General features: G+C 63.1%; 17 protein-coding genes and 1 tRNA gene. 11 read left to right on the top strand and 7 right to left on the bottom strand.

Going from position 1 to position 22,092, the window contains the following annotated elements:
• Positions 1-72: 72 nt before the first annotated feature.
• On the bottom strand, positions 73-2,538 hold the full coding sequence (locus IC761_RS15040) for a hybrid sensor histidine kinase/response regulator (protein ID WP_195804655.1): 2,466 nt from the start codon (positions 2,536-2,538) through the stop codon (positions 73-75).
• A gap of 228 nt (positions 2,539-2,766) precedes the next feature.
• Between IC761_RS15040 and IC761_RS15045 the strand changes: the two genes are divergently transcribed.
• From IC761_RS15045 to IC761_RS15060, 4 genes are all read left to right on the top strand, one after another.
• Positions 2,767-3,861, top strand: a complete 1,095-nt coding sequence (locus tag IC761_RS15045; RefSeq protein ID WP_195803982.1) for a zinc-binding metallopeptidase family protein — start codon at positions 2,767-2,769, stop codon at positions 3,859-3,861.
• A 176-nt stretch (positions 3,862-4,037) separates the two neighbouring features.
• Positions 4,038-6,053: an acetyl-CoA carboxylase biotin carboxylase subunit gene (locus IC761_RS15050; RefSeq protein ID WP_195803983.1), complete on the top strand. Its 2,016-nt coding sequence runs from the start codon at positions 4,038-4,040 to the stop codon at positions 6,051-6,053.
• 72 nt (positions 6,054-6,125) lie between these two features.
• Positions 6,126-6,992, top strand: a complete 867-nt coding sequence (locus IC761_RS15055) for an isocitrate lyase/PEP mutase family protein (protein ID WP_195803984.1) — start codon at positions 6,126-6,128, stop codon at positions 6,990-6,992.
• Positions 6,989-7,288, top strand: a complete 300-nt coding sequence (locus IC761_RS15060; protein WP_195803985.1) for an acylphosphatase — start codon at positions 6,989-6,991, stop codon at positions 7,286-7,288. Before IC761_RS15055 ends, IC761_RS15060 begins: the two co-directional genes overlap by 4 nt.
• Before the next feature lie 6 nt (positions 7,289-7,294).
• On the opposite strand, the gene IC761_RS15065 is transcribed toward IC761_RS15060, so the two are convergent.
• The gene (locus IC761_RS15065) at positions 7,295-8,815 is read right to left on the bottom strand and encodes a PAS domain-containing hybrid sensor histidine kinase/response regulator family protein (protein WP_195803986.1); all 1,521 of its coding nucleotides are present in this window, start codon (positions 8,813-8,815) and stop codon (positions 7,295-7,297) included.
• Between the two features lie 153 nt (positions 8,816-8,968).
• Here IC761_RS15065 and IC761_RS15070 point away from each other — a divergent pair, with 153 nt between their 5' ends.
• From IC761_RS15070 to IC761_RS15080, 3 genes are read left to right on the top strand one after another with little or no spacing between them, the layout of a single operon-like run.
• Positions 8,969-9,526, top strand: coding sequence for a GbsR/MarR family transcriptional regulator (locus IC761_RS15070; RefSeq protein WP_195803987.1), 558 nt, complete (start codon positions 8,969-8,971; stop codon positions 9,524-9,526).
• A 15-nt stretch (positions 9,527-9,541) separates the two neighbouring features.
• Positions 9,542-10,207, top strand: a complete 666-nt coding sequence (locus IC761_RS15075) for a DUF4166 domain-containing protein (RefSeq protein WP_195803988.1) — start codon at positions 9,542-9,544, stop codon at positions 10,205-10,207.
• Entirely contained in the window at positions 10,204-11,640 is a 1,437-nt protein-coding gene (locus IC761_RS15080) for a TIGR01777 family oxidoreductase (protein ID WP_195803989.1), read from the top strand. The genes IC761_RS15075 and IC761_RS15080 overlap by 4 nt, the downstream gene beginning before the upstream one ends.
• A 9-nt stretch (positions 11,641-11,649) precedes the next feature.
• Here the strand turns inward: IC761_RS15080 and IC761_RS15085 are convergent, their stop codons facing one another.
• Entirely contained in the window at positions 11,650-12,504 is an 855-nt protein-coding gene (locus tag IC761_RS15085; protein ID WP_195803990.1) for a LysR family transcriptional regulator, read from the bottom strand.
• Between the two features lie 112 nt (positions 12,505-12,616).
• Here IC761_RS15085 and IC761_RS15090 point away from each other — a divergent pair, with 112 nt between their 5' ends.
• A complete protein-coding gene (locus tag IC761_RS15090; RefSeq protein ID WP_195803991.1) occupies positions 12,617-13,042 on the top strand; it encodes a tautomerase family protein in 426 nt (141 codons plus the stop codon).
• Here the strand turns inward: IC761_RS15090 and lipB are convergent.
• A complete protein-coding gene (gene lipB / locus IC761_RS15095; RefSeq protein ID WP_195803992.1) occupies positions 13,039-13,776 on the bottom strand; it encodes a lipoyl(octanoyl) transferase LipB in 738 nt (245 codons plus the stop codon). The genes IC761_RS15090 and lipB overlap by 4 nt on opposite strands.
• A 67-nt stretch (positions 13,777-13,843) precedes the next feature.
• On the opposite strand from lipB, the gene IC761_RS15100 reads away from it, so the two are divergent.
• The 3 genes from IC761_RS15100 (at position 13,844) to IC761_RS15110 (ending at position 15,731) form a co-directional block, all read left to right on the top strand.
• The gene (locus tag IC761_RS15100) at positions 13,844-14,086 is read left to right on the top strand and encodes a FliM/FliN family flagellar motor switch protein (RefSeq protein WP_195803993.1); all 243 of its coding nucleotides are present in this window, start codon (positions 13,844-13,846) and stop codon (positions 14,084-14,086) included.
• A gap of 176 nt (positions 14,087-14,262) precedes the next feature.
• Positions 14,263-14,347, top strand: a tRNA-Leu gene (locus IC761_RS15105).
• A gap of 508 nt (positions 14,348-14,855) precedes the next feature.
• Positions 14,856-15,731: an outer membrane protein gene (locus IC761_RS15110; protein ID WP_195803994.1), complete on the top strand. Its 876-nt coding sequence runs from the start codon at positions 14,856-14,858 to the stop codon at positions 15,729-15,731.
• Positions 15,732-15,744: 13 nt separating this feature from the next.
• Here the strand turns inward: IC761_RS15110 and IC761_RS15115 are convergent, their stop codons facing one another.
• The 3 genes from IC761_RS15115 to pabB are packed head-to-tail and all read right to left on the bottom strand — an operon-like array spanning position 15,745 to position 22,035.
• Entirely contained in the window at positions 15,745-18,951 is a 3,207-nt protein-coding gene (locus tag IC761_RS15115; protein WP_195803995.1) for a CHAT domain-containing tetratricopeptide repeat protein, read from the bottom strand.
• Between the two features lie 59 nt (positions 18,952-19,010).
• On the bottom strand, positions 19,011-19,814 hold the full coding sequence (locus tag IC761_RS15120; protein ID WP_195803996.1) for an aminotransferase class IV: 804 nt from the start codon (positions 19,812-19,814) through the stop codon (positions 19,011-19,013).
• A gap of 19 nt (positions 19,815-19,833) precedes the next feature.
• Complete coding sequence (gene pabB / locus IC761_RS15125; protein ID WP_246791518.1) at positions 19,834-22,035, bottom strand: aminodeoxychorismate synthase component I; 2,202 nt, start codon at positions 22,033-22,035, stop codon at positions 19,834-19,836.
• Positions 22,036-22,092: the final 57 nt, after the last annotated feature.

Below are 22,092 nucleotides of genomic sequence, written 5' to 3' on the forward strand. Positions count from 1 at the left end.
GGAAAGATTCTGGATTGCTTCGCTGCGCTCGCAATAACGGAAAGTGAGGCAGCTTTCATGCAATTATAACACTCACCGTGCCATCGACAGCTTCTCCGTGATCGCCTTGCGCAAGATGCGCGACAGCGATTCCACCGAATACGGTTTCTGGATCAGCTCGAAGCCGCGATGGGCGTTCTCGGCGAGAACGTTGCTGTAGCCGCTGGTCAGCACGACGGGGAGGCCCGGATAGCGCTCGCGGATGATGCCGGCAAGCTCGACGCCGTTCATGCCGGGCATGATAACGTCGGAGAAGACGAGGTCGACCGCGAACTCGTTCTCGCCGAGGATGGCGAGCGCGGCATTGGCATTGGCGACGCGGCGGACGACATAGCCGAGGTCTTCGAGCAGCTCGGTCGAGAACTGACCGACATCGTCATTGTCCTCGACCACGAGTACGCGATAGCCGCGTCCGGTGGTCGCCGCCTCGCTTGTCAGCGCCGCGGCTTGCTTGTCCGCCGCCGGGCTCTGGGCCTGCGGCAGATAGATGGTGAAGGTCGCACCCTTGCCGGGCGTGCTCGTCACCGCGATGTCGCCCTCGGACTGCTTTGCGAAGCCAAAGGCCTGGCTCAGGCCGAGGCCTGTGCCCTTGCCGACCTCCTTGGTGGTGAAGAACGGTTCGAAGATGGCGTCGATGTTTTCAGGCGCGATGCCACTGCCGGTGTCCGCGACCGAGATCGCGACGTAGTCGCCGCCGCGCGCCGACTGCGCGCGCAGGCTCGGGATGCCCTGAACCTTGCGGACCGCGATGGTCAGGCGGCCTTCGCCATCCATGGCGTCGCGGGCATTGATGGCGAGATTGATCAGCGCGGTCTCGAACTGGGCGATGTCGGCCACCGTGAAGCAATCGGCATCGCCGATCTCGACGGCGATCTCGATGCGGCCGCCGACCAGGGGCCGGACCAGCTGTGCCACGCCCTCGACCTGGCTGCCGACATTGAAGATCTGCGGCTTCAGCGGCTGCCGGCGCGCGAAGGCGAGCAGCTGCGCGGTCAATTTGGAGGCGCGCTCGACGGTGTCGGAAATGGCGTCGACATAGCGGCGACGGCGCTCCTCCGGCAGCTCGCGCCGGCGCAGGAAGTCGGTCGCCGAGCGGATGATGGTCAGGAGGTTGTTGAAATCGTGCGCCACGCCGCCGGTGAGCTGGCCGATCGCCTCCATCTTCTGCGATTGCCGCAGCGCTTCCTCGCCGCGGCGGCGCTCGGTGATGTCGACGGCTTCGGGCACGGCGCCGGTGATGTTGCCATGGCGGTCGAGCACGGGACGCATGCCGAATTCGAAATCGCGCTCACCGACGGGGAGCCGCAACCGCATCTCCATCCGCACCGCTTCGCCCTTCAGCACCTCGTCGAACGCCTCGCGCACGGCGGCGCTCATGCCTTGGGTGCCGGTGAACCAGGGCGTGTCCCAGAACGGCTTGCCGATCACCTCCGACGAGCTCGCCTTGATGCCGTCGAGCGCGGTCTTGTTGGCATAGAGCAGGTCGCCCTTGAGGTTGACCAGGCCCTGATACTGGTTGCTGGTCCCGAGGATCGCGCGCAGCCGCGCCTCGTTGGCTTCGAGCTCGGCGGTGCGCTCGGTAATGCGCTCCTCCAGGGTCTCGTTGAGCCGCCGGAGCTCGATCTCGGCCTGTTTGGCAACCGTGATGTCGTGAGCGACGCCGATGAAGCCGATATGCTTGCCGTTCGGGTCCCAGCGCGGCTGCGATTCCGAGCGCAGCCAGCGCCATTCGCCGGCGGCGTTCTTGTAGCGCGCTTCCAGCACGAAGGGCTTGAGCGATGCTTCGCCCTGGACCGATTGTTGCAGCACATGCGGCAGGTCGTCCGGATGCAGCACCTTGCGCCAGTCGAAATCGATGGCCTGGTCGTAGGGAAGGCCGACGAAATCGACATAGGCCTGGTTGGCGAAGGAGCGCTTGCGGTCCAGCTTGGTCACCCAGATCGGCACCGGCGCGCTGTCGGCGATCAACCGAAAGCGCTCCTCGCTTTCCCGCAAGGTCGCCTGTGCCAGCATCTGGTCGGTGACGTCGAGGTCGGCGCCGACCAGACGGACCGCGCGGCCGCTGGCGTCGCGCTCGATCCTTCCAACGACGCGGATCCAGCGGACCTCGCGGTCGTTGGGACGGATGATGCGGTAGCGATCGAAATAACCTTCGCTCGCGCCCTTCAGCGTATCGAAGAGATGGCTGATCGTTCGTTCACGATCTTCGGGATGGATGCGGCCGACCCAGTCTTCGTAGGTCTCATTGGCGGCCTCAGGCGGCAGGCCGTGGATCAGGAGGTATTCGGGCGTGCGTCGTGTCTTTACGCCGTCCCTGAAGTCGACCTCGAGACCGCCGACGCCAGCAATGCGCTGGATGCGCGCGAGCTCCGCCTCGCGCTCCTGGAGGGCGCGATGGGCGTTGTCGCGCTCGCGCGCGATGTCTTCGAGGTGCTGGCGCAGCCTCTCGGCGGCAATGGTCTCGGGCAAGGGATCGTTCAAGGCATCGGCCGTTGTGATGCGGGTGCGTGCGTGCCGGACTGATATTCACACAGACGGAGCGTGATGACCATTGCCTAGAAGGGAGAGCGGACGACGGCCCGCGGCCTGCCTGGCGCGGGAAAACTATACGTAATGAACGTCAGGGCTGGCATTTTGTTCCAAAGGTTGGAACGATCAGCCTGCAGAGACGTCTTTGCGAGGCGCCAACTTTCTTTGACAGAACTCCCTTTCAGAAAAGGCTAAATCTTGAAGCTGTTTGTCTGCCAATCCTGCGGCAACGTCCTCTATTTCGAGAATCGCGGCTGCGAACGCTGCGGTCACCGTGTCGCCTTTCTGCCCGAGCGGGAGACGATGTCGGCGATCGAGCCGGACGCCGAGGCTGATGATCACTCGTGGGCCACACTGATCGACAAGGGCAAGGGGCGGATGCTGTGCCGCAATGCCGAGTACGATGCCTGCAACTGGCTGACGGATGTTGGCGATGTCACCGGCTATTGCTGCGCCTGCCGCCATAACGGCATCGTGCCGGACCTGTCCGATCCCGCTCAGCTTGCCGGCTGGCGCGAGCTGGAAGTGGCAAAGCACCGGCTGTTCTATTCCCTGATCCGATGGAAGCTGCCGCTCCAGACCCGGCAGGAGAACCCAGAGCATGGGCTGATCTTCAATTTTCTCGCCGACGATCCGAACAGCGGGCAAAAGATCATGACCGGCCACGACAACGGCCTGATCACGATCGCGCTCACGGAGGCCGACGACATCGAGCGCGAACGGCGCAGGCTGGAGATGGGCGAGCCGTATCGCACGCTGCTCGGGCATTTCCGCCACGAGGTCGGACACTATTTCTGGGACGTGCTGGTGCGCGGCGGCGGCAAGCTGGAGGAATGCCGCGCCGTGTTCGGTGACGATTCGACCGATTACGGCCAGGCCTTGCAGCGCCACTACGCAGAGGGCGCGCCGCCAGACTGGCAGCAGAACTACGTGTCCGCCTATGCGACCACACATCCCTGGGAAGACTTCGCCGAAACCTGGGCGCACTATCTCCACATCGTCGACGCGCTGGAGATGGCCTCGGAGTTCGGCATGGAGGTGCGGCCGAAGGTCGATCGCGACGGCGAGTTGACGGCGCGTATCCGTTTCAACCCTTACCAGGCCAAGGACGTCGAAGTGCTCGTCAACGCATGGCTGCCCTTCACCTTCGCCATGAACAGCGTCAACCGGGCCATGGGCCTGCGCGACCTCTATCCCTTCATCCTGTCGTCCGCGGTGGTGACGAAACTGGGCTTCATTCACGGCCTGGTCCGGGGCGTGGTCAAGGACATGACCGCGGCCGGGAAGCCCTAAGCCATCCAAGGGCTTGCGAGCCCGGCTTCGGTCTTGCGCTGGTACGCCAGACGGGCCGGATTTTGACCGTTGCCTCCGGCCCATTTTGCTGTACCACGACAGCATACGGCCCCGTTCCGACCGGCCCGCCCGGGCGCGGGAGGGGGTCCCGCCCAAGGACCAAGCTCAAGAAGAACATGTTCAAACGCATCCTGATCGCCAATCGCGGCGAAATCGCCTGCCGGGTCATCAAGACCGCTCGCCGCATGGGAATTCAGACGGTTGCGGTCTATTCCGAGGCCGACCGCGACGCCCTCCATGTCGAGATGGCCGACGAGGCCGTGTTGATCGGCCCCCCCGCCGCGGCCGAGAGCTACCTGGTGATCGACAAGATCGTGGAGGCCTGCCGCAAGACCGGTGCCGAGGCGGTTCACCCCGGTTACGGCTTCCTGTCCGAGCGCGAGGCGTTTCCGCGGGCGCTGGAAGCCGCCGGCATCGTCTTTATCGGCCCCAACCCAGGCGCGATCGCCGCGATGGGCGACAAGATCGAATCCAAGAAGGCGGCTGCGAAAGCCAAGGTCTCGACCGTGCCCGGCTATCTCGGCGTCATCGAGGACGACAAGCACGCGGTCCGCATTGCCGACGAGATCGGCTATCCCGTGATGATCAAGGCCTCTGCCGGCGGCGGCGGCAAGGGCATGCGCATCGCGCATTCGAAGGCAGAGGTTGCAGAAGGCTTCAACCTCGCCAAGGCCGAGGCCAAGGCCTCGTTCGGCGACGACCGCGTCTTCGTCGAAAAGTTCATCGTCGATCCCCGCCACATCGAGATCCAGGTGCTCGGCGACAAGCATGGCAACGTGATCTATCTCGGCGAGCGCGAATGCTCGATCCAGCGCCGCAACCAGAAGGTCATCGAGGAAGCGCCGTCGCCGCTGCTCGACGAGGCCACCCGCCGCAAGATGGGCGAGCAGGCGGTCGCGCTGGCCAAGGCCGTGAATTATGATTCCGCCGGCACCGTCGAATTCGTCGCGGGGCAAGACAAGAGCTTCTTCTTCCTGGAGATGAACACGCGCCTTCAGGTCGAGCATCCCGTCACCGAGCTCGTCACCGGCATCGACCTTGTCGAGCAGATGATCCGGGTGGCCGCCGGCGAGAAGCTCAAGCTTACGCAGAAGGACGTCACGCTCACCGGCTGGGCGGTGGAATCGCGCCTCTATGCGGAAGATCCCTTCCGCAACTTCCTGCCCTCGATCGGGCGGCTGGTCAAATACCGTCCGCCGGCCGAAGCCAGCCATGACGGCATCACCGTGCGCAACGACACCGGCGTGCAGGAGGGCGGCGAGATCTCGATCTATTACGATCCGATGATCGCAAAGCTCGTCACCCACGCGCCGTCGCGCGCGGCCGCGATCGAGGCACAGGCGACTGCGCTCGACGCCTTCTATGTCGACGGCATCCGCCACAACATCCCGTTCCTGTCGGCGCTGATGAACCATCCGCGCTGGCGCCAGGGCAATCTGTCGACCGGCTTCATCGCCGAGGAGTTCCCCAAGGGCTTTACGCCGCGCGCGCCGGAAGGCGAGGTCGCGCGGCGGATCGCCGCCGTCGGCGCCGCCATCGATCACGTGCTCGGCGCGCGCAAGCGGCAGATTTCGGGCCAGTTGGGGGGACGCGTCGTGCAGCGCGAGCGCCGCCGCGCGGTGTGGCTCGATCGCCAGGAGATTTTGCTCGAGGTCGCTCGCGAGGGCGAGGCGATCGCGGTGAGCTTCGTCAATGCCGATGGCAAACTGGGCAAAGCGCATCTGTTGCAGTCGCCCTGGAAGCCGGGCGACCCAGTCTGGCAGGGCACCATCGACAGCCAGTTCATCGCGGTGCAGGCCCGGCCGATCGCGAACGGCATCCGCCTTGCGCATCAGGGCGTCGAGGTGCCGGTCTATGTCTGGACCGAGGCGGAGGCCGCATCCGCCCGGCTGATGCCGGTGACCACGGCCTCCGACACCGGCAAGAAGCTGCTTTGTCCAATGCCCGGTCTCGTGGTCTCGATCGCGGTGACCGAAGGGCAGGAGATCAAGGCCGGCGAGACGCTGGCCGTGGTCGAAGCCATGAAGATGCAGAACGTGCTCCGCGCCGAGCAGGACGGCACGGTGAAGAAGATCCACGCCAGCGCCGGCGCGACGCTTGCCGTGGACGCGCTGATTTTGGAGTTTGCGTAAAGCGTGTGAGCGGGGCCCGTTAGGGCCCCACGGAGTATGTTGCGGCTGCGTCGCAATTGTTGAGAGGGCACCATGGCGTTCCGTTCCCGCCGCGAGAAACTGCGCTCCATTCTGTCGGGCTCGGCCTGCATCCATCCTGGCTCGGTCTACGACGCTATCTCGATCCGGATTGCCGAGGACCTCGGCTTTCCGATCGGCATGTTCGGCGGCTCGGTCGCTTCGCTGGCCGTGCTCGGCGATCCCGATATCACGCTGATCACGATCACCGAGCTCTGCGAGCAGATGCGGCGGATGTCGCGCGCTTCAGCGCTACCGGTGCTGGTCGATGCCGATCACGGCTATGGCAATGCGCTCAACGTGCGTCGCACGGTGCAGGAGCTGGAGACGACGGGCGCCGCGGGGCTCACCATCGAGGACACGCTGTTGCCGGCGGCCTTTGGCGAAGCGAAGACCCAGCTGATTTCGCTGGAGGAGGGCGTCGGCAAGATGAAGGCGGCGCTGAGTGGTCGCAGCGATCCCACGCTGGTCATCATGGGCCGCACGGGAGCAGCTTCGATCGCCTCGCTTGAAGACACTATCCGCCGCGCGCAGGCCTATGAGGCGACCGGCGTCGATGCGCTGTTCTTCACCGGAATCAAGTCGCGCGCCGAGCTCGAGGCGATCGCGGCGGCGACGCATCTGCCGATCGTGCTCGGCGGCGCGCCGGAGGAATTGAATGCGCCGGATTATCTCGCCACCCAGCGCGTGCGCATCGCTCTCCAGGGCCACGCGCCGATCGCGGCTGCGACGCAGGCCGTCTACGACACGCTGAAGGCGTTGCGCGAGGGCACGTCGCCGAAGGCGCTCAAGGGCCTCGCATCGGCTGAATTGACCAACCGTGTCATGCGCGAGGTCGAGGTGAGGGCACGCAGCGCCGACGTCCTCGGGTTGAAAAAATGAGCCGGGCGATCCTCCAGGTGATGATCCGCGGGCGCGTTCAGGGCGTCGGCTACCGGGCCTGGGTCGAATATCAGGCCACCGCGAGCGGCCTCGAAGGCTGGGTCCGCAACCGGCGCGACGGCAGCGTCGAGGCGCTGTTTGCGGGAGCGCCGAAGCACGTCGCCGACATGGTCGCGCTGTGCCGCCACGGCCCGCCGTCGGCAAAGGTCGACAGTGTCACCAGCGAGACATCGCGCGTGGACGAACTGAATCTGCGCCGGGCAGGGGAAGCGTTTTCAGTGTTGCCGACGGTTTAGACAGCCTTATCGTGGCAGCTTGGCGATCGCCTCGCTCAGCTCGTGAATCTCGTACGGCTTGCGCAGGATCGGGAAATCGCCGCGCACGTCGGCGGCGGCCTCGCTGTAGCCGGTGGCGAGCAGGATCGGCAGGCCGGGGCGGATCTGGCGCAAATGATGGGCGAGGGAGAGCCCGTCCATCTTGCCGGGCATCACGATATCCGTGAAGACGAAGTCGACGCCGTTGTGCTCGAGCTCGCGCAGCGCCGCCTCGGCATCGGGCACGCGGTGGACCCGGTAGCCGAGCTGCTCGAGCAGGCCGATGCTGACGACGGCGACGTCCGGATTGTCCTCGACGAGCAGCACCGTGCCGCTGCCGCGGAACGCCATCGCCTCGGTTGTATCCCGCACCGGCGCATCCGTTCCGCGCGGCAACAGGATGGTGAAAGCAGTACCCTTGCCGAGCTCGCTTGCGACCTTCACGGTGCCACCGGCCTGATGCGCAAAACCATGCACCTGGGACAGGCCGAGGCCGGTGCCCTTGCCGATCGGCTTCGTCGTGAAGAAGGGCTCAAAAATCTTGTCGACGACGTCGGAGGGGATGCCAAGCCCCGTGTCGGCGACATCGATTGCGACGAACTCGCCGGCGAGCAATGTCTCGTCCATGACGACGTTGCGGGCACTGATCGTCACCGTGCCGCCGTCGGGCATCGCATCGCGGGCATTGATGACCAGATTGAGCAGCGCGGTCTCGAGCTCGGAGGCGTCGGTCCGGATCGGCCAGAGATCGCGCGCGACGTCGAAGGCGAGGTGGACGGAGCTGCCGATGCCGGCATCAAGCACCTCTCGGATCGACGCGATACGCTCGGCGAAATCGATCGCCTGCGGATTGACGCTTTGCCGCCGCGCGAAGGTCAGGAGCTGGCTGGTCAGCGCGGCACCGCGTCTGGTCGCTGTCTCGATCGCCGAGATCGCGCGGTCGAGCTTCGCGTCCTCGGTGCCGCTCTTCTTCAGGATGTGAAGGCTGCCGCTGATGATCATCAGCAGGTTGTTGAAGTCGTGCGCCACGCCGCCAGTGAGCTGGCCGAGGGCATCGAATTTCTGGGATTCGGCGAGCTGCTTCTGCATCGCCTCGAGCTTGATCTGCGCATCGCGCCGCTCGGTGATGTCGCGCGTGATCTTGGCGAAGCCGATGAGCTGGTCGTCCTCGTAGATCGGGTCGATCACCACGCTTGCCCAGAAGAAGCTGCCGTCCTTGCGGACGCGCCAGCCTTCCTCCTCGTAGCGTCCCTTGTCCCGGGCGATGCCGAGCGCCCGGGCCGGCTTGCCATTGGCGCGGTCGGTCTCGGTGTAGAAGCGCGAAAAATGCTGCCCGACGATCTCCTCGGACGAGTATCCCTTGATGCGCTCGCCGCCGATGTTCCAGCTGGTGATGATCCCAGTGGGGTCGAGCATGTAGAGGGCGTAGTCGGCGACACCTTCAACCAACAGCCGGAAACTTCGTTCGCTCTCGAGCAAGTCTCTCTGCTGACTGAATTTTTTAACCATTCCTGAAACCCCACCTCGACGGGTGCAAACGTTCAAAAGGGCGTTTGGTTCCCGTTCTCTGGGATGTTTTTAGGCAAATACGCCGGGCGGTATGCACGAGGCAAGCCGTCGGGAACACTTGACAGCCAATCCGATCTATCGGATATTTCTGTTATGACAGAAATAACAGGAAAGAAAAGACTTCCCGCCGCCGTCGAGCGCTTCATCCTGCATTGGGGCGACATGGGCGACGGGTGGGGCGTCAACCGCTCGGTCAGCCAGATCCACGGGCTGCTCTATCTCGCGGAGGCGCCGATGACCGCGGAGGACATCGCCGACACGCTCGGCATGGCCCGGTCCAACGTCTCCAACTCGATCAAGGAGCTGCTCGCCTGGAACCTGATCCGGCGGGTGCCGATCCTCGGCGATCGCCGCGACCATTACGAGGCCGAGACCGACATCTGGGAAGTCGCGGCGCGCATCGCGGCGCGGCGCAAGGAACGGGAACTCGATCCGGCGATTGCGGCGCTCCGGGCCTGTGTGTCCGATGCCGCTGACGATCCAGCCATCAGTCCGGTCGCAAGCAAGCGGCTGAAGGAGATGCTCTCCTTCACCGAGCTCGCCGACCACTGGTTCATGCAGATGCTGAAGGTGCCGCGGCCGCGGCTGGTCGCCCTGATGCGGCTTGGCGAGAAGATCGCCAACCTGCTGCCGCTCGGCAAGGCCAAATAGTTTGAGGAGGGTGCGATGACGTCGGAAAGATTATCAGGCTCCAACGCATCTCTTCCCGCTCACACCAAGCTGCTCGACGACCGCCGCTTCCGCGCACTGCTGTCGGACGAGGATTGGGGCCGGCTGCCGCTCGCGACCTGGCGCCGTTTTTCCAAGCGAGTCGCCGACGGCGACAGCGTCGTCTATGTCGGAATCGTCCACGAGGTCTTCTTCAGCAATATCGGCTGGTGGTTCGCGCAAGCCGCGCGCCTGATCGGCGGCCCGTTGCCGATTGGCCGCGACACCGGGGTCCCCATGATCGTCACCGTCACCGAGGACGGCGCGAGCGGCGGCCAGACCTGGACCCGCATCTGCGCACGCAAGCACGGTTTTCCGCAGGTCATTCATTCCGCAAAGCGCTTCGCAGGTCCTACCGGCCTCGAGGAATATGTCGGCTTCGGCGTCTCGATGGCGCTGCGCATCGCGGTCGAGGGCGAGACGCTGACCTTTCGCAGCGCCGGGTACGGCCTCCAGCTCGGCAGTTTCTGGATCCCGCTGCCGCAATGGCTGACGCCGGGCGACCTCACGGTGACGCACCGCGATCTCGGCGAGGGCGCCTTCCGCTTCACACTGGATGTCGTTCATCCGCGTTACGGCGCGCTGATCCACCAGTCCGCCACCTTCAGGGAGGCCGTGTCATGACGCCGCTGTTGTGGACACTCATCGCCATCCAGATCGTGATGGGCGTGTTCGACACCTTCTATCACCACGAATTCACCGAGCGACTGGCCTGGCGGGTCTCGCAGCGTTTCGAGCTGAAGCTGCACGGCATCCGCAACATGTTCTACGCGCTGCTGTTCCTCGTGCTCGGCTGGCTCGAGGTGCATGGTGTGCTGGCGCTCCTGATCGTCGTCGTGCTGGTCGCCGAGATCGTCATCACGCTGATGGATTTCGTCGAGGAGGATCTGAGCCGAAAACTGCCGGCGAGCGAGCGGATCAACCATACGCTGCTTGCGATCAATTACGGTGCCATCCTGGTGCTGTTGCTGCCGGTGCTGATCGATTGGGCCTTGCAGCCCTTCGGCGTGAGCGTTGCCTATCAGGGCTTGCTCAGCATCGCGGCAGCAGCTTGCGCAGCCGGCGCGGCGCTCTGCGGCGTCAGGGATTTTGCGGCGATGCGCCGGCTCGGCCGTATGAAAAGCATGCCTGCGCCCGGACTTGTCGAGAAGCTCGCCAGCCGCAAGACCGTGCTGATCACGGGTGCCACCGGCTTCATCGGCAGCCGGCTTGCGGCAAGCCTCAGCGGGGCGGGGCATCACGTCATCGCGCTGATCCGTAGTCCCGCGAAGGCCGAGATGCTGCCGCCGCCGGTCACGCTGATCACCAGCCTCGAGCAGCTTGCCGCGGACACGCGCATCGACGCCATCGTCAACCTCGCCGGCGAGCCGATCGGTAATGGCCTCTGGACCGAGGCGAAGCGCGCGAAGATCATCGGCTCGCGCATCGACATGACCGGCGAGGTCGTGAAGCTGATCGCGCGGCTCGAGCGCAAGCCCGAATTGCTTGTCAGCGGCTCCGCGATCGGCTGGTACGGCTTGTGGGCCGACCAGGTGCTGACGGAGTCGGCCAAGTCGCACGCCTGCTTCAGCCACGAGCTCTGCGCGGCCTGGGAGAAGGCGGCGCGGCCGGCCGAGGAGCTTGGCGTGCGCGTGGTCTATTTGCGCATCGGCCTCGTGCTTGGCACCGAAGGCGGCTTCATTACGCGTATGCTGACGCCGTTCGAGTTCGGCCTCGGCGGTCCGCTCGGCACCGGGCGGCAGTGGATGTCCTGGATCGAGCGCGACGATCTGATCCGGCTGATCGCCTATGTGATCGCGACGCCCGATCTCGTGGGTCCCGTCAATGCCACCGCGCCGATCCCGGTCACCAATGCAAAGTTCACCGAGGAGCTCGGCCGCCGCCTGCATCGGCCCGCGGTGTTCCGCATTCCCGGTGGCCTCTTGCGCCGGATCGGCGGCGGCTTTGCCGACGAGCTTCTGCTCGGCGGTCAGCGCGTGCTGCCGAACAAGGCGCTGAGTCGCGGCTTTGTGTTCCGCCACGAAACGCTGCGCAGCGCGTTCGAGGCGATCTTGTGAGGCGGTGTCCTAGTTCGCCGCAACGCTCCGAAATGTCGCTGCCACCGCGCGGAGGGCTGCGAGCTTGGCGGGATCGCTGACCTTCGAATGCAGCATCACCTTCGAGCTGCCGAGCTTTGGTAGCTTGTGCGCCGGCCCGATGTCGACCAACCCGGGAGGCGCGATCCGCCGCGCCAGCGGCGCGATCGCAAGCCCGGCGAGAGCGGCCGCAACCACGGCCGTGACTCCGCCACCGACAAAACGCTCGCGCCAGGCAATGCCCGCCTTGTCGAGCGCGCGCACCGCGACGGCGCGGACGCCGCAGGGTGGGGCGAGTGTTGCAAGCGGCAGCGCTTCTCCCTTCGGCAGGGTGAAGCGTCGTGACGCGAACCAGCCGAACTCATCCTCGGCCAGCTTCTCGCCACCGCGGCGGCTGCCTTCCTGGCGCACGATCACGGCATCGAGCCGGCCCGCATCATAGGCGTCCTGCATCTCGCGCGAGAAGCCGATGGTGACGGCGAGGGTGAGCTTTGGCGAGATCGCGTGCAGGCGTTCGAGCAGCGACACCAGCTCGGGGCCTGCTGCGTGGTCGGAGATGCCGAGCGAGAGCGATTGGGCCGCCGGTGCCTCGCCCGACAGCGCGCGGTCATGCGCCTGCATCAGCGTGCGGGCGCGATCTAGGAAATCCGCGCCGTCCGCGGTGAGCTGCACCGCGCGCGGCGAGCGCTCGACGAGCCGTTTGCCGAGCAGCGCCTCCAGCCGCTGAAGCTTGAGACTGACGGCGGCTTGCGTCGTGCCGAGCGCTTCGGCCGCACGCGTAAAGCTCTGGAGGTCGGCGACCAGCAGGAAGGCCTGGACAGTGGCGATGTCGAGCGTGGCTGCCATTATGATTGTTTATCACTGGTATCAGGAGAGATAAGATACCAAAATGACGAGCGGAGGTCTAGTTTCTCACCAACGCCTCGCAAGTCCCGCGCGGCATTCGAGGAGAACGACAATGCCCCTGATCACCGTATCCTACGCCTCGTCCCGCCAGTCGCCCTTGCTGAAGGCCGATATCGCGAGTGCCGTGTCCGAGCTCACCGCAAAGATCCTGCACAAGGATCCCAAGGTCACTGCCATCATCGTGAAGTCGGTCGATGCGAGCGACTGGTTCGCCGGCGGCAAATCGCTCGCCGACCAGAGGCTCGCGAGCTACTGGATCGACATCCATGTCACCGAAGGCACCAACACCAAGGACGAAAAGGCGGCCTATCTCGCCGCGATGTTCCAGCGCATGGCCGAGATTATCGGCCCGCTGCACCCCGAAACCTATCTGCATGTCGACGAGGTCAGGGGCGACGCCTATGGTTTCGGCGGCCTGACCCAGGAGTGGCGCTACATCGCCCGCAAGCGCGATGTCGCATCCGAGCGCGCGGCTTAGGCTACCGCCTCCCGCAGCAGCGCCTTCGTCGGGCCGAATAGCTCTTCGAAGGCCTGCCGGAGCGCGACGTCGACATCGGCCACGGTCACGAGCTGGCCGAGGTCGACCAGCGAGGTGACGCCATAACGGGGATCGGCGACGCCGCAGGGCACGATGCCAGCGAAATGCGAGAGCTCCGGCTCGACGTTGATGGCGATGCCGTGGAACGAGACCCAGCGCTTCAGGCGGACGCCGATCGCCGCGATCTTGTCCTCGTGCTCAGGACCCTTGTCGGGCCGCTTCACCCAGACACCGACCCGGTCCTCGCGCCGCTCGCCACAAACGTTGAAGGCGGCGAGCGTCTTCAGGATCAGCTCCTCCAGGCTCGCGACATAGGCACGTACATCCGGCCGGCGGCGCTTGAGATCGAGCATGATGTAGGCCACGCGCTGGCCGGGGCCGTGATAGGTGAGCTGGCCGCCGCGGCCGGTCGCAAACGTCGGGAATCGCGGGTCGAGCAGGTCGGAGGCCTTTCCGGAGGTACCGGAGGTGTACAGCGGCGGGTGCTCCAGCAGCCAGACCAGCTCCGGGCTTTGGCCTGCCGCAATCGCGGCAACGCGCGCCTCCATCGCGGCCACGGCATCCGGATAGGGCACAGGCGCGTCCGAAATCCGCCACTCCACGGGAGAGCCAATGGAGGCGGAAAATGACGTCAAATCGAGGTCTTGGCGGGGGTTTTGAGGCGAATTAACCATTGGCTAACCATAACGTGGTGATGATTGCAGGCGCAAATGCAGAGTCCCAAGTTGCGGCGGTGCTGAAGTGCCCACTCTCGATAAAGTCACCGTGGATCTCATGGTCGTCCTCGGGACGACCACCATGCCAATCCATCAGGTATTACGTCTTTCCCGCGGCGCCATCATTGAGCTCGACGCAACCGAGGCCGACGAGGTCAAGGTTCTCGCCAACAATCTGCCGGTCGCTTCCGGCGTCGTGCTGGTCGATCGCAACCGGATCGCAGTCGAGGTCAAGCAGATGCTGCCGCGTTCGGCAGGCAGCCGGTAGGGGCTTCGGACCCGCTGGGGCCCCGGGTGCCCGATAGGGCCGATCCGGGCAGGGACTGAATTTTCCTGCCAAGCTTGTGGAATTCGGGGCCTTTGCAGGCTTGTATCCCCCTGATGGATTTGTTAGATCGGCGGCCGTTGATCCGGCCGGCCACAAGGCTGAGGCCGGATTTTCTAGCGCTCGTGGCGGAACTGGTAGACGCGCTGCCTTGAGGTGGCAGTGGGTAACACCGTGGGGGTTCGAGTCCCTCCGAGCGCACCACGCATAGCCCGGAATAAAGATCGGCGGGCTCGCGTTGTGATCCTTCAATGCTAAGCAGTCTCGCGAGCAAGCCCATCAAACGATAGGTGGGCCATGTCACGCGCTGCCCATGTCGATATGGCCAGAGATCATCGAACCATCGACATGCGCGCGGGCGCCAAGGCTGCGTGAGTTCTCCAGCGATGATGTTTCACCACCGTGTCAAATTGCGATGCGGGATTCGAAAGTGCCGCGCTACTTTTGAGAGCGTTACAGTGACGAAGTGTGATGCTCGATATCGTTCGGTTCCCGTCGGTCGGCCGCGTCACACTTGCCCAAATTGCGTGCGGCGCTCTCCTGCAGCTGAGCACTCCGTCTTGAAGTAGCCTTTTGGGTGTGTCCCCGCGGAAACACTCCTTTGAAAAAGGGGTCTTTGAGAACCGGTGCCGGCTCTCCTTCATATCAGTTCCCGCGGTTCGGGCTTAGGATCGCTCCAACATTTCGATGACCTCTCGGTTGGGGCGACATCATGAATAAGCGATTTCTTTCGGGACTGATTTTCGTATTCGGGATTGGGGCGGTGGCACCAGCTTTTGCGGCCGACCTGCCGGTGAAGCGAAGGGCTGAGCCGCAGCAAACGCAGCAGACTGCGAATAATAACTGGTCCGGCGGCCAGGTCGGCGGATCCAATGGTGTCAGCTCGGTGAACAACAACTTCGTCGAGCCGGGCGCTTATGTTTGCCCTGCCGCCTTTCCCTATAACGTGAGCTGCTTCGAATCGAACTTCGCGTTCGGCGGTCATCCCGTGAGCTACACGATCGGGCCGTTCCTCGGATACCGCTGGCAGTTCGGGAATAGCGTAGTCGGCGTTGAAGGCGATTGGTCGTGGAAGAAGGCCGAAAACACGGCGTTGGTCTCGATGCCGTTCGTCTGTTTCGACACGACCTGCGCCAACTATCGCTCTGACACCAAGTACGGCGCGATCAAGCAAACCTGGGACAGCTCGTTTCGGCTTCGTTACGGATGGCTCGTGACTCCTTCGACGCTTGTCTACGGGACCGCCGGCATCGCGATCGGGGAAATCAGCGGCTCGTTTTCGTACCAGGGCATACTCTTCACCACGACGCCTCTCGTTGCTGCCGGAAGCACGGCAACGTCCAGGGCGGACTGGACGGATACCAGGGTCGGTGGAACGGTCGGTGCTGGCGTCGAGACCGTTATTTGGGGTGGATGGAAGGCGAGGGTGGAATACCGCTACACGGACTATGGCAGCTATACCAAGACCGTCGGGGTGAACACCGTTTGCGCCGCGCCAACAGGCTGTAGCGCACCGTCCAGCAGTGCGACGATTGACGTGCGCGAGTCCTTCCACACGGTTCGCGTGGGCTTGGGCTTCGACTTCTGATCCCTCCCGCGGTCTATCGTTTGGCGCCTTCTCCGACCAGCGAGAAGGGACCCCAGATCGCCGGATGAGCATTTGTCGGCGACGACTTATCGGCGAGATAGGCAAGCATGGCGCGCCGCAAGGCTTCAGCGCGCCCCAGCGTCGGGTCTGCTTTGAGCGTATCAAATGTCGACGTGCTCAACCGCGTTGCCGCTTCGGAGGCAACCGGCCAGTGTGACACCAGAAGAGCTCGCGCTCCCGCATAGAAGAAGGCGCGGGCGAGGCCGGAGAGAGCCTGGGCGCCCGGCTTCTCGCCTGCCGCCGTGTTGCAGGCCGATAGCACGACCCAGTCGGCGTTGAGCTTGAGTTGCGCGGCCTCGCTTGCCGTCAGCAAGCCATTATCGTCCGGGGTCGGTTGGGCCGGCAGGGTGAGGAGCAGCGCCGGCTCGGCAAGGCCCTTGATATCGCCGGCGACGAGACCATGCGTCGCGAAATAGACGATGCGATAATTCTCGAGCGTCGTGTGCTTTACGGTCGTTACGCTCGCGTCGCGACCGAGATGGATATCGGAGGCAGCAGCGCCAAGGTCAGATGCAACCGCCCTGAGTTCATCTGCGGTGTCGGGAAGACTTGGTGCGGAGGCCAGCGCCGAGCGATCGAGGCCGGCGCCACGCCAATATTCGGTGTAGGACCTGGCGATGCCCCTCGCGTGAGCGGTGCCTCTGGCGTCCCCCGGCGTGCGGTCGGGGCTGAACACCGGGTCGCCAAATCCAACCATCGGCTTCAGGTCCAGGTCTCTGCGCGCAAACGACCGCAGTGTCCGCAAGCTCGCGACCGAGGGGAGGACGGTGACCGCTTGACGCTTGATCAACCACGCAGCGTCGCGATAGGCGGGGGCATCCTGCTCGGGCGTTTTGCCATTGAGCTGTACCGAGAATTGGGTCGGCTTCTGTGTCACCAGCAGGTGAAACGGAAGGGCCGTCAGCGGTCCCGACGCTGCGACAAGCAGCTGGCGCTTGGTCTTGATCAGCCCGTCGACCGGACCAAGCAGCTGCCCGAACAATTGGTATGCGAGGTTGAGATCGAATGGTTGAAGCTTATCGACGTCCAGTCCCTTGCGAAACTTCTCGACCTCGTCGGCGAGATCGCTCGTGCCGATGGGGATCGCATGCCAGTCGAAGTCGGTGGCCGTCAGGGCAAAAACGTAGCTCTCCTTATCGCCAGTCAGAAAGAAAACGAGCGCCTCCTCGGACCCGAGCAATTTCTGTGCGTCCTCGACCTGCAAGGGTTTTGGCGTGGCGAGCTTGGCGAATTCAGGAAATTGCTGCTGCAACTGTGCCGAGTTGGCGGCCAGCTTGCTTTCGGTGTCGGCGATGGTCTTGCGTATTTGGTCAGCCTGCGCCGTGTTCGACTGCCCGTCCGGGTTCGACAGAACCACGACCAGTGCCTTGTTGCGATCACGCAAATAGGCGGACAGATCCTGGTTCGTGCGCACGAGCGCGGCAAGCGCATCGTTACCCGCAGCAAATCTTGGCCCAAGTTGCTGGAGGGCACCGCCGGCCGACGACTGAATGGCCCACTGAGCCACTTCGAACGCCTCTTGGCCGAATGCCCCGGCGGAACCGTCTCCCGCGCGTGCAGCAGCCGCGAGGCCGGCGACATGCGTTACAAAAATGTCGCTGCGCTGCTCGATCAAGCCGTCTGAGCCGTCGCCTGCCAATTTCCCCGCCGATACATCGCCGTCGGCGTGCGCGAGGATGGCCGCGGTTGCCTTGCGAGAATAGGCGATCGCATCGGTGGGATTGCCTCGCGAAATGCTCAACAAGGCGAGATCGTTGAGTCCTCTCGCAACTTCCGGGTGGTTCACGCCGCGCGCCTTCTCGTTGATCGCGAGCGCGCGCTTGTATGCCTGTTCAGCCTCCGCATAGCGGCCCTGATGCTCGAACAGGTGGCCTTGGCTGATCAGAACCGTGGCAACGAAACGGTGACTCGGCCCGAATGCCTTCGTGAAGATGGCGAGCGCCCGATTGAACTGTGTTTCCGCCTCGGCGTAGCGATGCTCTCCGTCGTAGGCGACGCCGAGCTTGCGGAGCACTTTTGCGGTGTCGGGGTTTTCCGCGCCGAGCGACTTCTCGACAATGGCGAGCGCCCGCTGGGCGTATGTTTCGACGTGGCTGTAGCGCTCCTCGGATTCATAAATCGCAGCAAGATTGTTGAGAATGGTGGCCACGCTGATACTGTCTGGGCCGAACGCCGCCTCCCGAATGCCGAGAGCGCGCTGGTAAAGTGCCTCGGCTTCGTCGTACCGGCCTTCGTCCGCGTACACGCTCGCCAAGTTGAGTAGCGAGGTGGCGAGGCGAGGGTGGTTTGGGCCCAGCGCCTTCTCCCAAATCTCGATGGCGCGTTGAAACAGGCTGTCGGCCTCGGCATAGCGGCCCACCCGCTCATAGACGTGCGCCAGGTTGTTGAGACTTGCGGCCACATCGGGGTGGTTTGGACCAAGCGCCTGCTCGCGAATTGCGAGCGCCCGCTTGGTGGCTTTCTCGACCTCGGCGAAACGGCTCTGGTCCTCATAGACCTTGGTGAGATTATTGAGGATCAGCGCGACCTGGAGGCTGTTGGGCCCGTTAGTCTTCTCGGCCATGCCGAGCGCCCGCTGGTACTGCGCCTCCGCCTCCGCGTAGCGCGCCTGGCTCGTGTAGACATCTCCGAGATTGCCGACCAACCGCACCACAGCGGCGTCATTCGGTCCGAGCGATCTTGTCGCGATATCGAGAGCCTGCTTGTATAGCTTCTCGGCCTCAACGCCGTTGCCCTGCAGCAGATAAACCGTGGCAAGGTTGGCGAGCGCCTGCCCTGTGCGCGGATCGGCCGGCGGGACATTCTTTTGCAAAGCATCAACCACCTGCTTGAACATGACGACTGCTTCGGCGTAGTGCCCCAACTCCTGATGGGCGCGAGCGAGATCGTTGAGGGCCAGAATGTAAGTGATGTTGTTGGTGCCGGCGCGCCTGGCCGCCGCCTCGGTTGACTGCGCTTGCGTCAAGGCTTCGGAATATTTGCCGGCTGCATACAGCTCCGTGAAACGCTTCTGTGCGGCCTCGATATCGATCTTCTGCGCGGCCGCCGGTGTCAGGGTGACGCTGACCGCAACCAGAAGGGCAGCCAGTCCGCGCCGCCACCCCGATTGCAGCAACAATCCGGGTGAATTGACGAAGAACAAATGTGCACGGGGGGTCACTCTCTTGCTCCTTGCCAACTCTCGCCGCGGCGAACCGCCGCAGCTGCAAGCCCCATTCGCTACGGCGAATAGACAGCCTGGACCGGGATTGCGCTCAAATCTCCGGGTAAAGCACGCCCATCAATACTCTTGATCTGTGTAAACCCCAGACTATTGCAAACGAAGCCTGCATCCGATTTCCGGATCATGTCGCTGGAGATGGATCGCTCGACCGCTCCGAGTTCTGCGATGAAGCGTCTGCGTGCCAGTCCGGGCAATATTCCGTCTGCTCTTTGTGGTGTCACCCAAGCTCCTTCGATCCTGAAGAAGACGTTGCCGACGGTTGCACACGCCACATGTCCTTGCGTATTGAGCATGATGGCGTCATCAGCACCGCGATCGATGGCCTCCCTCCGGGCCAAAATATTGTCTCCATAGCCCAATGACTTGATCCTCGAGAGAGGAGAGTGCTCGTTTCGTCGCGTAGATCGGCAGACGACAAAGTCCTGAGGAAGCGGAGCGGGGCTGGATGCGACCGTTAATACGCAGGTCGCCTGTGACGCAGCTTCCTTCGGCCAGAGTCCTCTTCCAGTGGGGCCTCTCGTGACAGTTAGCCGAATTGCGCTTCGGGTATCTTCGCTTGCGCCCGCCAGTAATCGATCCGCCGCGTCGGAGATGCGGTCGTCACGGAAGGGGATCGTCAGGCCAATCTCGACCGCTCCAGCTTTCAGCCTCTCGAGATGTTCAGCCAGCCAAAACGGAGTAGAGCCGACAGCCTTAATCGTCTCGAAAATGCCGTCGGCAAGCGTGAAGCCTCGATCCGCGACCAGCACACGGGCTTCATTTTGATCGACAATGCTTCCGTCAAGCCAGACAACGCTCATGCGAAAATCTCGCAAATCGTCAATTCGGATCTCTTGGCGAGCTGCCTGTTTCGTCTGCGCCCACAAGCTCGTATCGATCCGGACTGAACCCACCAGTGAGCGCCGTCACGACCGATTTGATCGAGGCCGCCGCCTTGAGAAGCATTTCGTCGAATTCGCCCTCTGGGGTCGAGGCGGCCACGACGCCGCCGCCGACGCCCATCGACAGGCGTCCTCGGCTCGCAACGATAGTTCTTATCACGATGCTCAGGTCGACCGCCCCATCGTCTCCTAGCCAGCCCAACGACCCAGAATAGACGCCTCGAGCTCGTCCTTCCAATTCATCGATAAATCGCAGAGTACGGGTCTTCGGCGCGCCAGTCATCGAACCGCCGGGGAACGCATTCCGGATCAATTGGACTGGGACGGCAGCAGGCTCCAACAGGCCGGTTACGGTACTGACCAATTGATGAACCGTGCGATATGATTCCACATCGAATAGTTTCGGCACGCGGACGCTGCCGGGGCTACAGCTTCGCGAGAGATCGTTTCGCAATAAATCAACGATCATGACGTTTTCTGCGCGATCCTTCTCGCTCGTTCGCAATTGCTCCGCGAGTTGATCGTCCTTGAGTGGATCCTGGTCGCGTTTGATCGTGCCTTTGATTGGCTTGGTCTCGACTTTCCCGCTTGTGTCGATCGAGAGGAAGCGCTCGGGCGAGGCACTCAGGACGGCACCTTCGGGCCACTTGATAAACGCCGCATGAGGAGCAGGATTGACCTTCCTCATGGTTCGATACAGCGTCAATGGATCCACGTCGGAGTTGCAATGCAACTCGTTCGTCAAGCAGACCTGGTATGTTTCGCCTTGCTGTATCAGATCCAGGCATCGACGGATGTCGGATAGATAGGTCTCTCTGTCGCGGTCCAGGAAGAATTTTATCGGCTCGTTCGGTATGTTCCGGAGCTCAGGCATCACCGGGGAGGCAGTCTGTTCGATCATGGCGATGGTGTGATCGATCCATTTTTTTGCTCGCTCCGCGCAGGACGGTTCGTCGACAGCTAGGACATAGGTTTTCTTTTCGACATGATCGACCGCGATGAAGCGGTCCGAGTAGATGAACATCGCGTCTGGCGTCGCGGCCCTTCGACTTGTCGGTGAACCGCAGTCGTTCCGAAGCTCATAACCGAACCACCCGACGTATCCACCGACGAATGGGCAGGGAGGGGCTGGCTCCGGGCGGCGGGGCTCGATCCGCTCGAGGTGTTCGAAAATTCCGGTGCGCTTGATGTGGGTGCCGGTACGGTCGGATATTTCGAGGCGCTTGTCCGCGGATCGATACTGAAGCCACGCCGCGTTTGGACCAGACGCATCGCCAGCATAGGACCAGCGCGCCCGACCTTGTTCCACGAGACTGCTATCAAGCCAATAGGCATGGGGGGATTCGGAAAACAACGATGAGAATGCGTCCTCCATGTTAATTTCACGAGGAATTTCTTTCCAGAACGTTCGCTTTCGAGATGGTTTCGACTCCCTCCTGCGAGCGGAGCCATCGAATGGCTCACCATTCAATGACTTTCCATTCAACGACTTGCCGTTCAATGACTTGCCGTTCAACAACTTGCCTTGACCGTTTGAGCGATTTCTTGACGGATCAATCATCCGACAGAAGTTTTCCAACAGTTGCCGGCCGTGCTCGGTGATGATGGACTCAGGGTGAAATTGAACGCCCCATTGCGGCCGATCGCGATGGGCAAGCCCCATGATCAAGCCATCCTCTGTCCAGGCCGTCACCTCCAGGCAAGAAGGAACGGGCCGCTGCGCGATCAGCGAATGGTAGCGAGCTCCCCTGAAGGGAGAAGGAATCCCTTTGAAGATTCCAGTGTCGCTATGATGGACGAGAGAAGTCCGACCGTGCATTGGCGCGGGCGCTCGAACCACCCGGCCTCCCGATAGCGCGGCGATGCCTTGATGACCGAGGCACACACCAAGTAGCGGTACGTTGGCTTCTTCGATGACGCTTTTGCAGAGTCCGAAATCATCAGGCTCCTCTGGATGCCCGGGCCCGGGCGAAATCACAATTCCATCGAATTGTTTTTCCTTGAGCTCATACCAGGAAATCTCGTCATTCTTCACGACGAGCGGCGGCTCGTGGCAAATTTCAGCGAGGAGATGAACGAGATTGTAGGTGAACGAGTCGTAGTTATCTATGACCACCAATCGCATGCTGCACCAGACCATGAAAAGTTTTCATAAGAAAAATCGAAGGTCGTGAGATGGAGAGTGTTTTTGGTTTTA

It is taken from the genome of Bradyrhizobium commune, assembly GCF_015624505.1.
GTDB lineage: Bacteria > Pseudomonadota > Alphaproteobacteria > Rhizobiales > Xanthobacteraceae > Bradyrhizobium > Bradyrhizobium commune.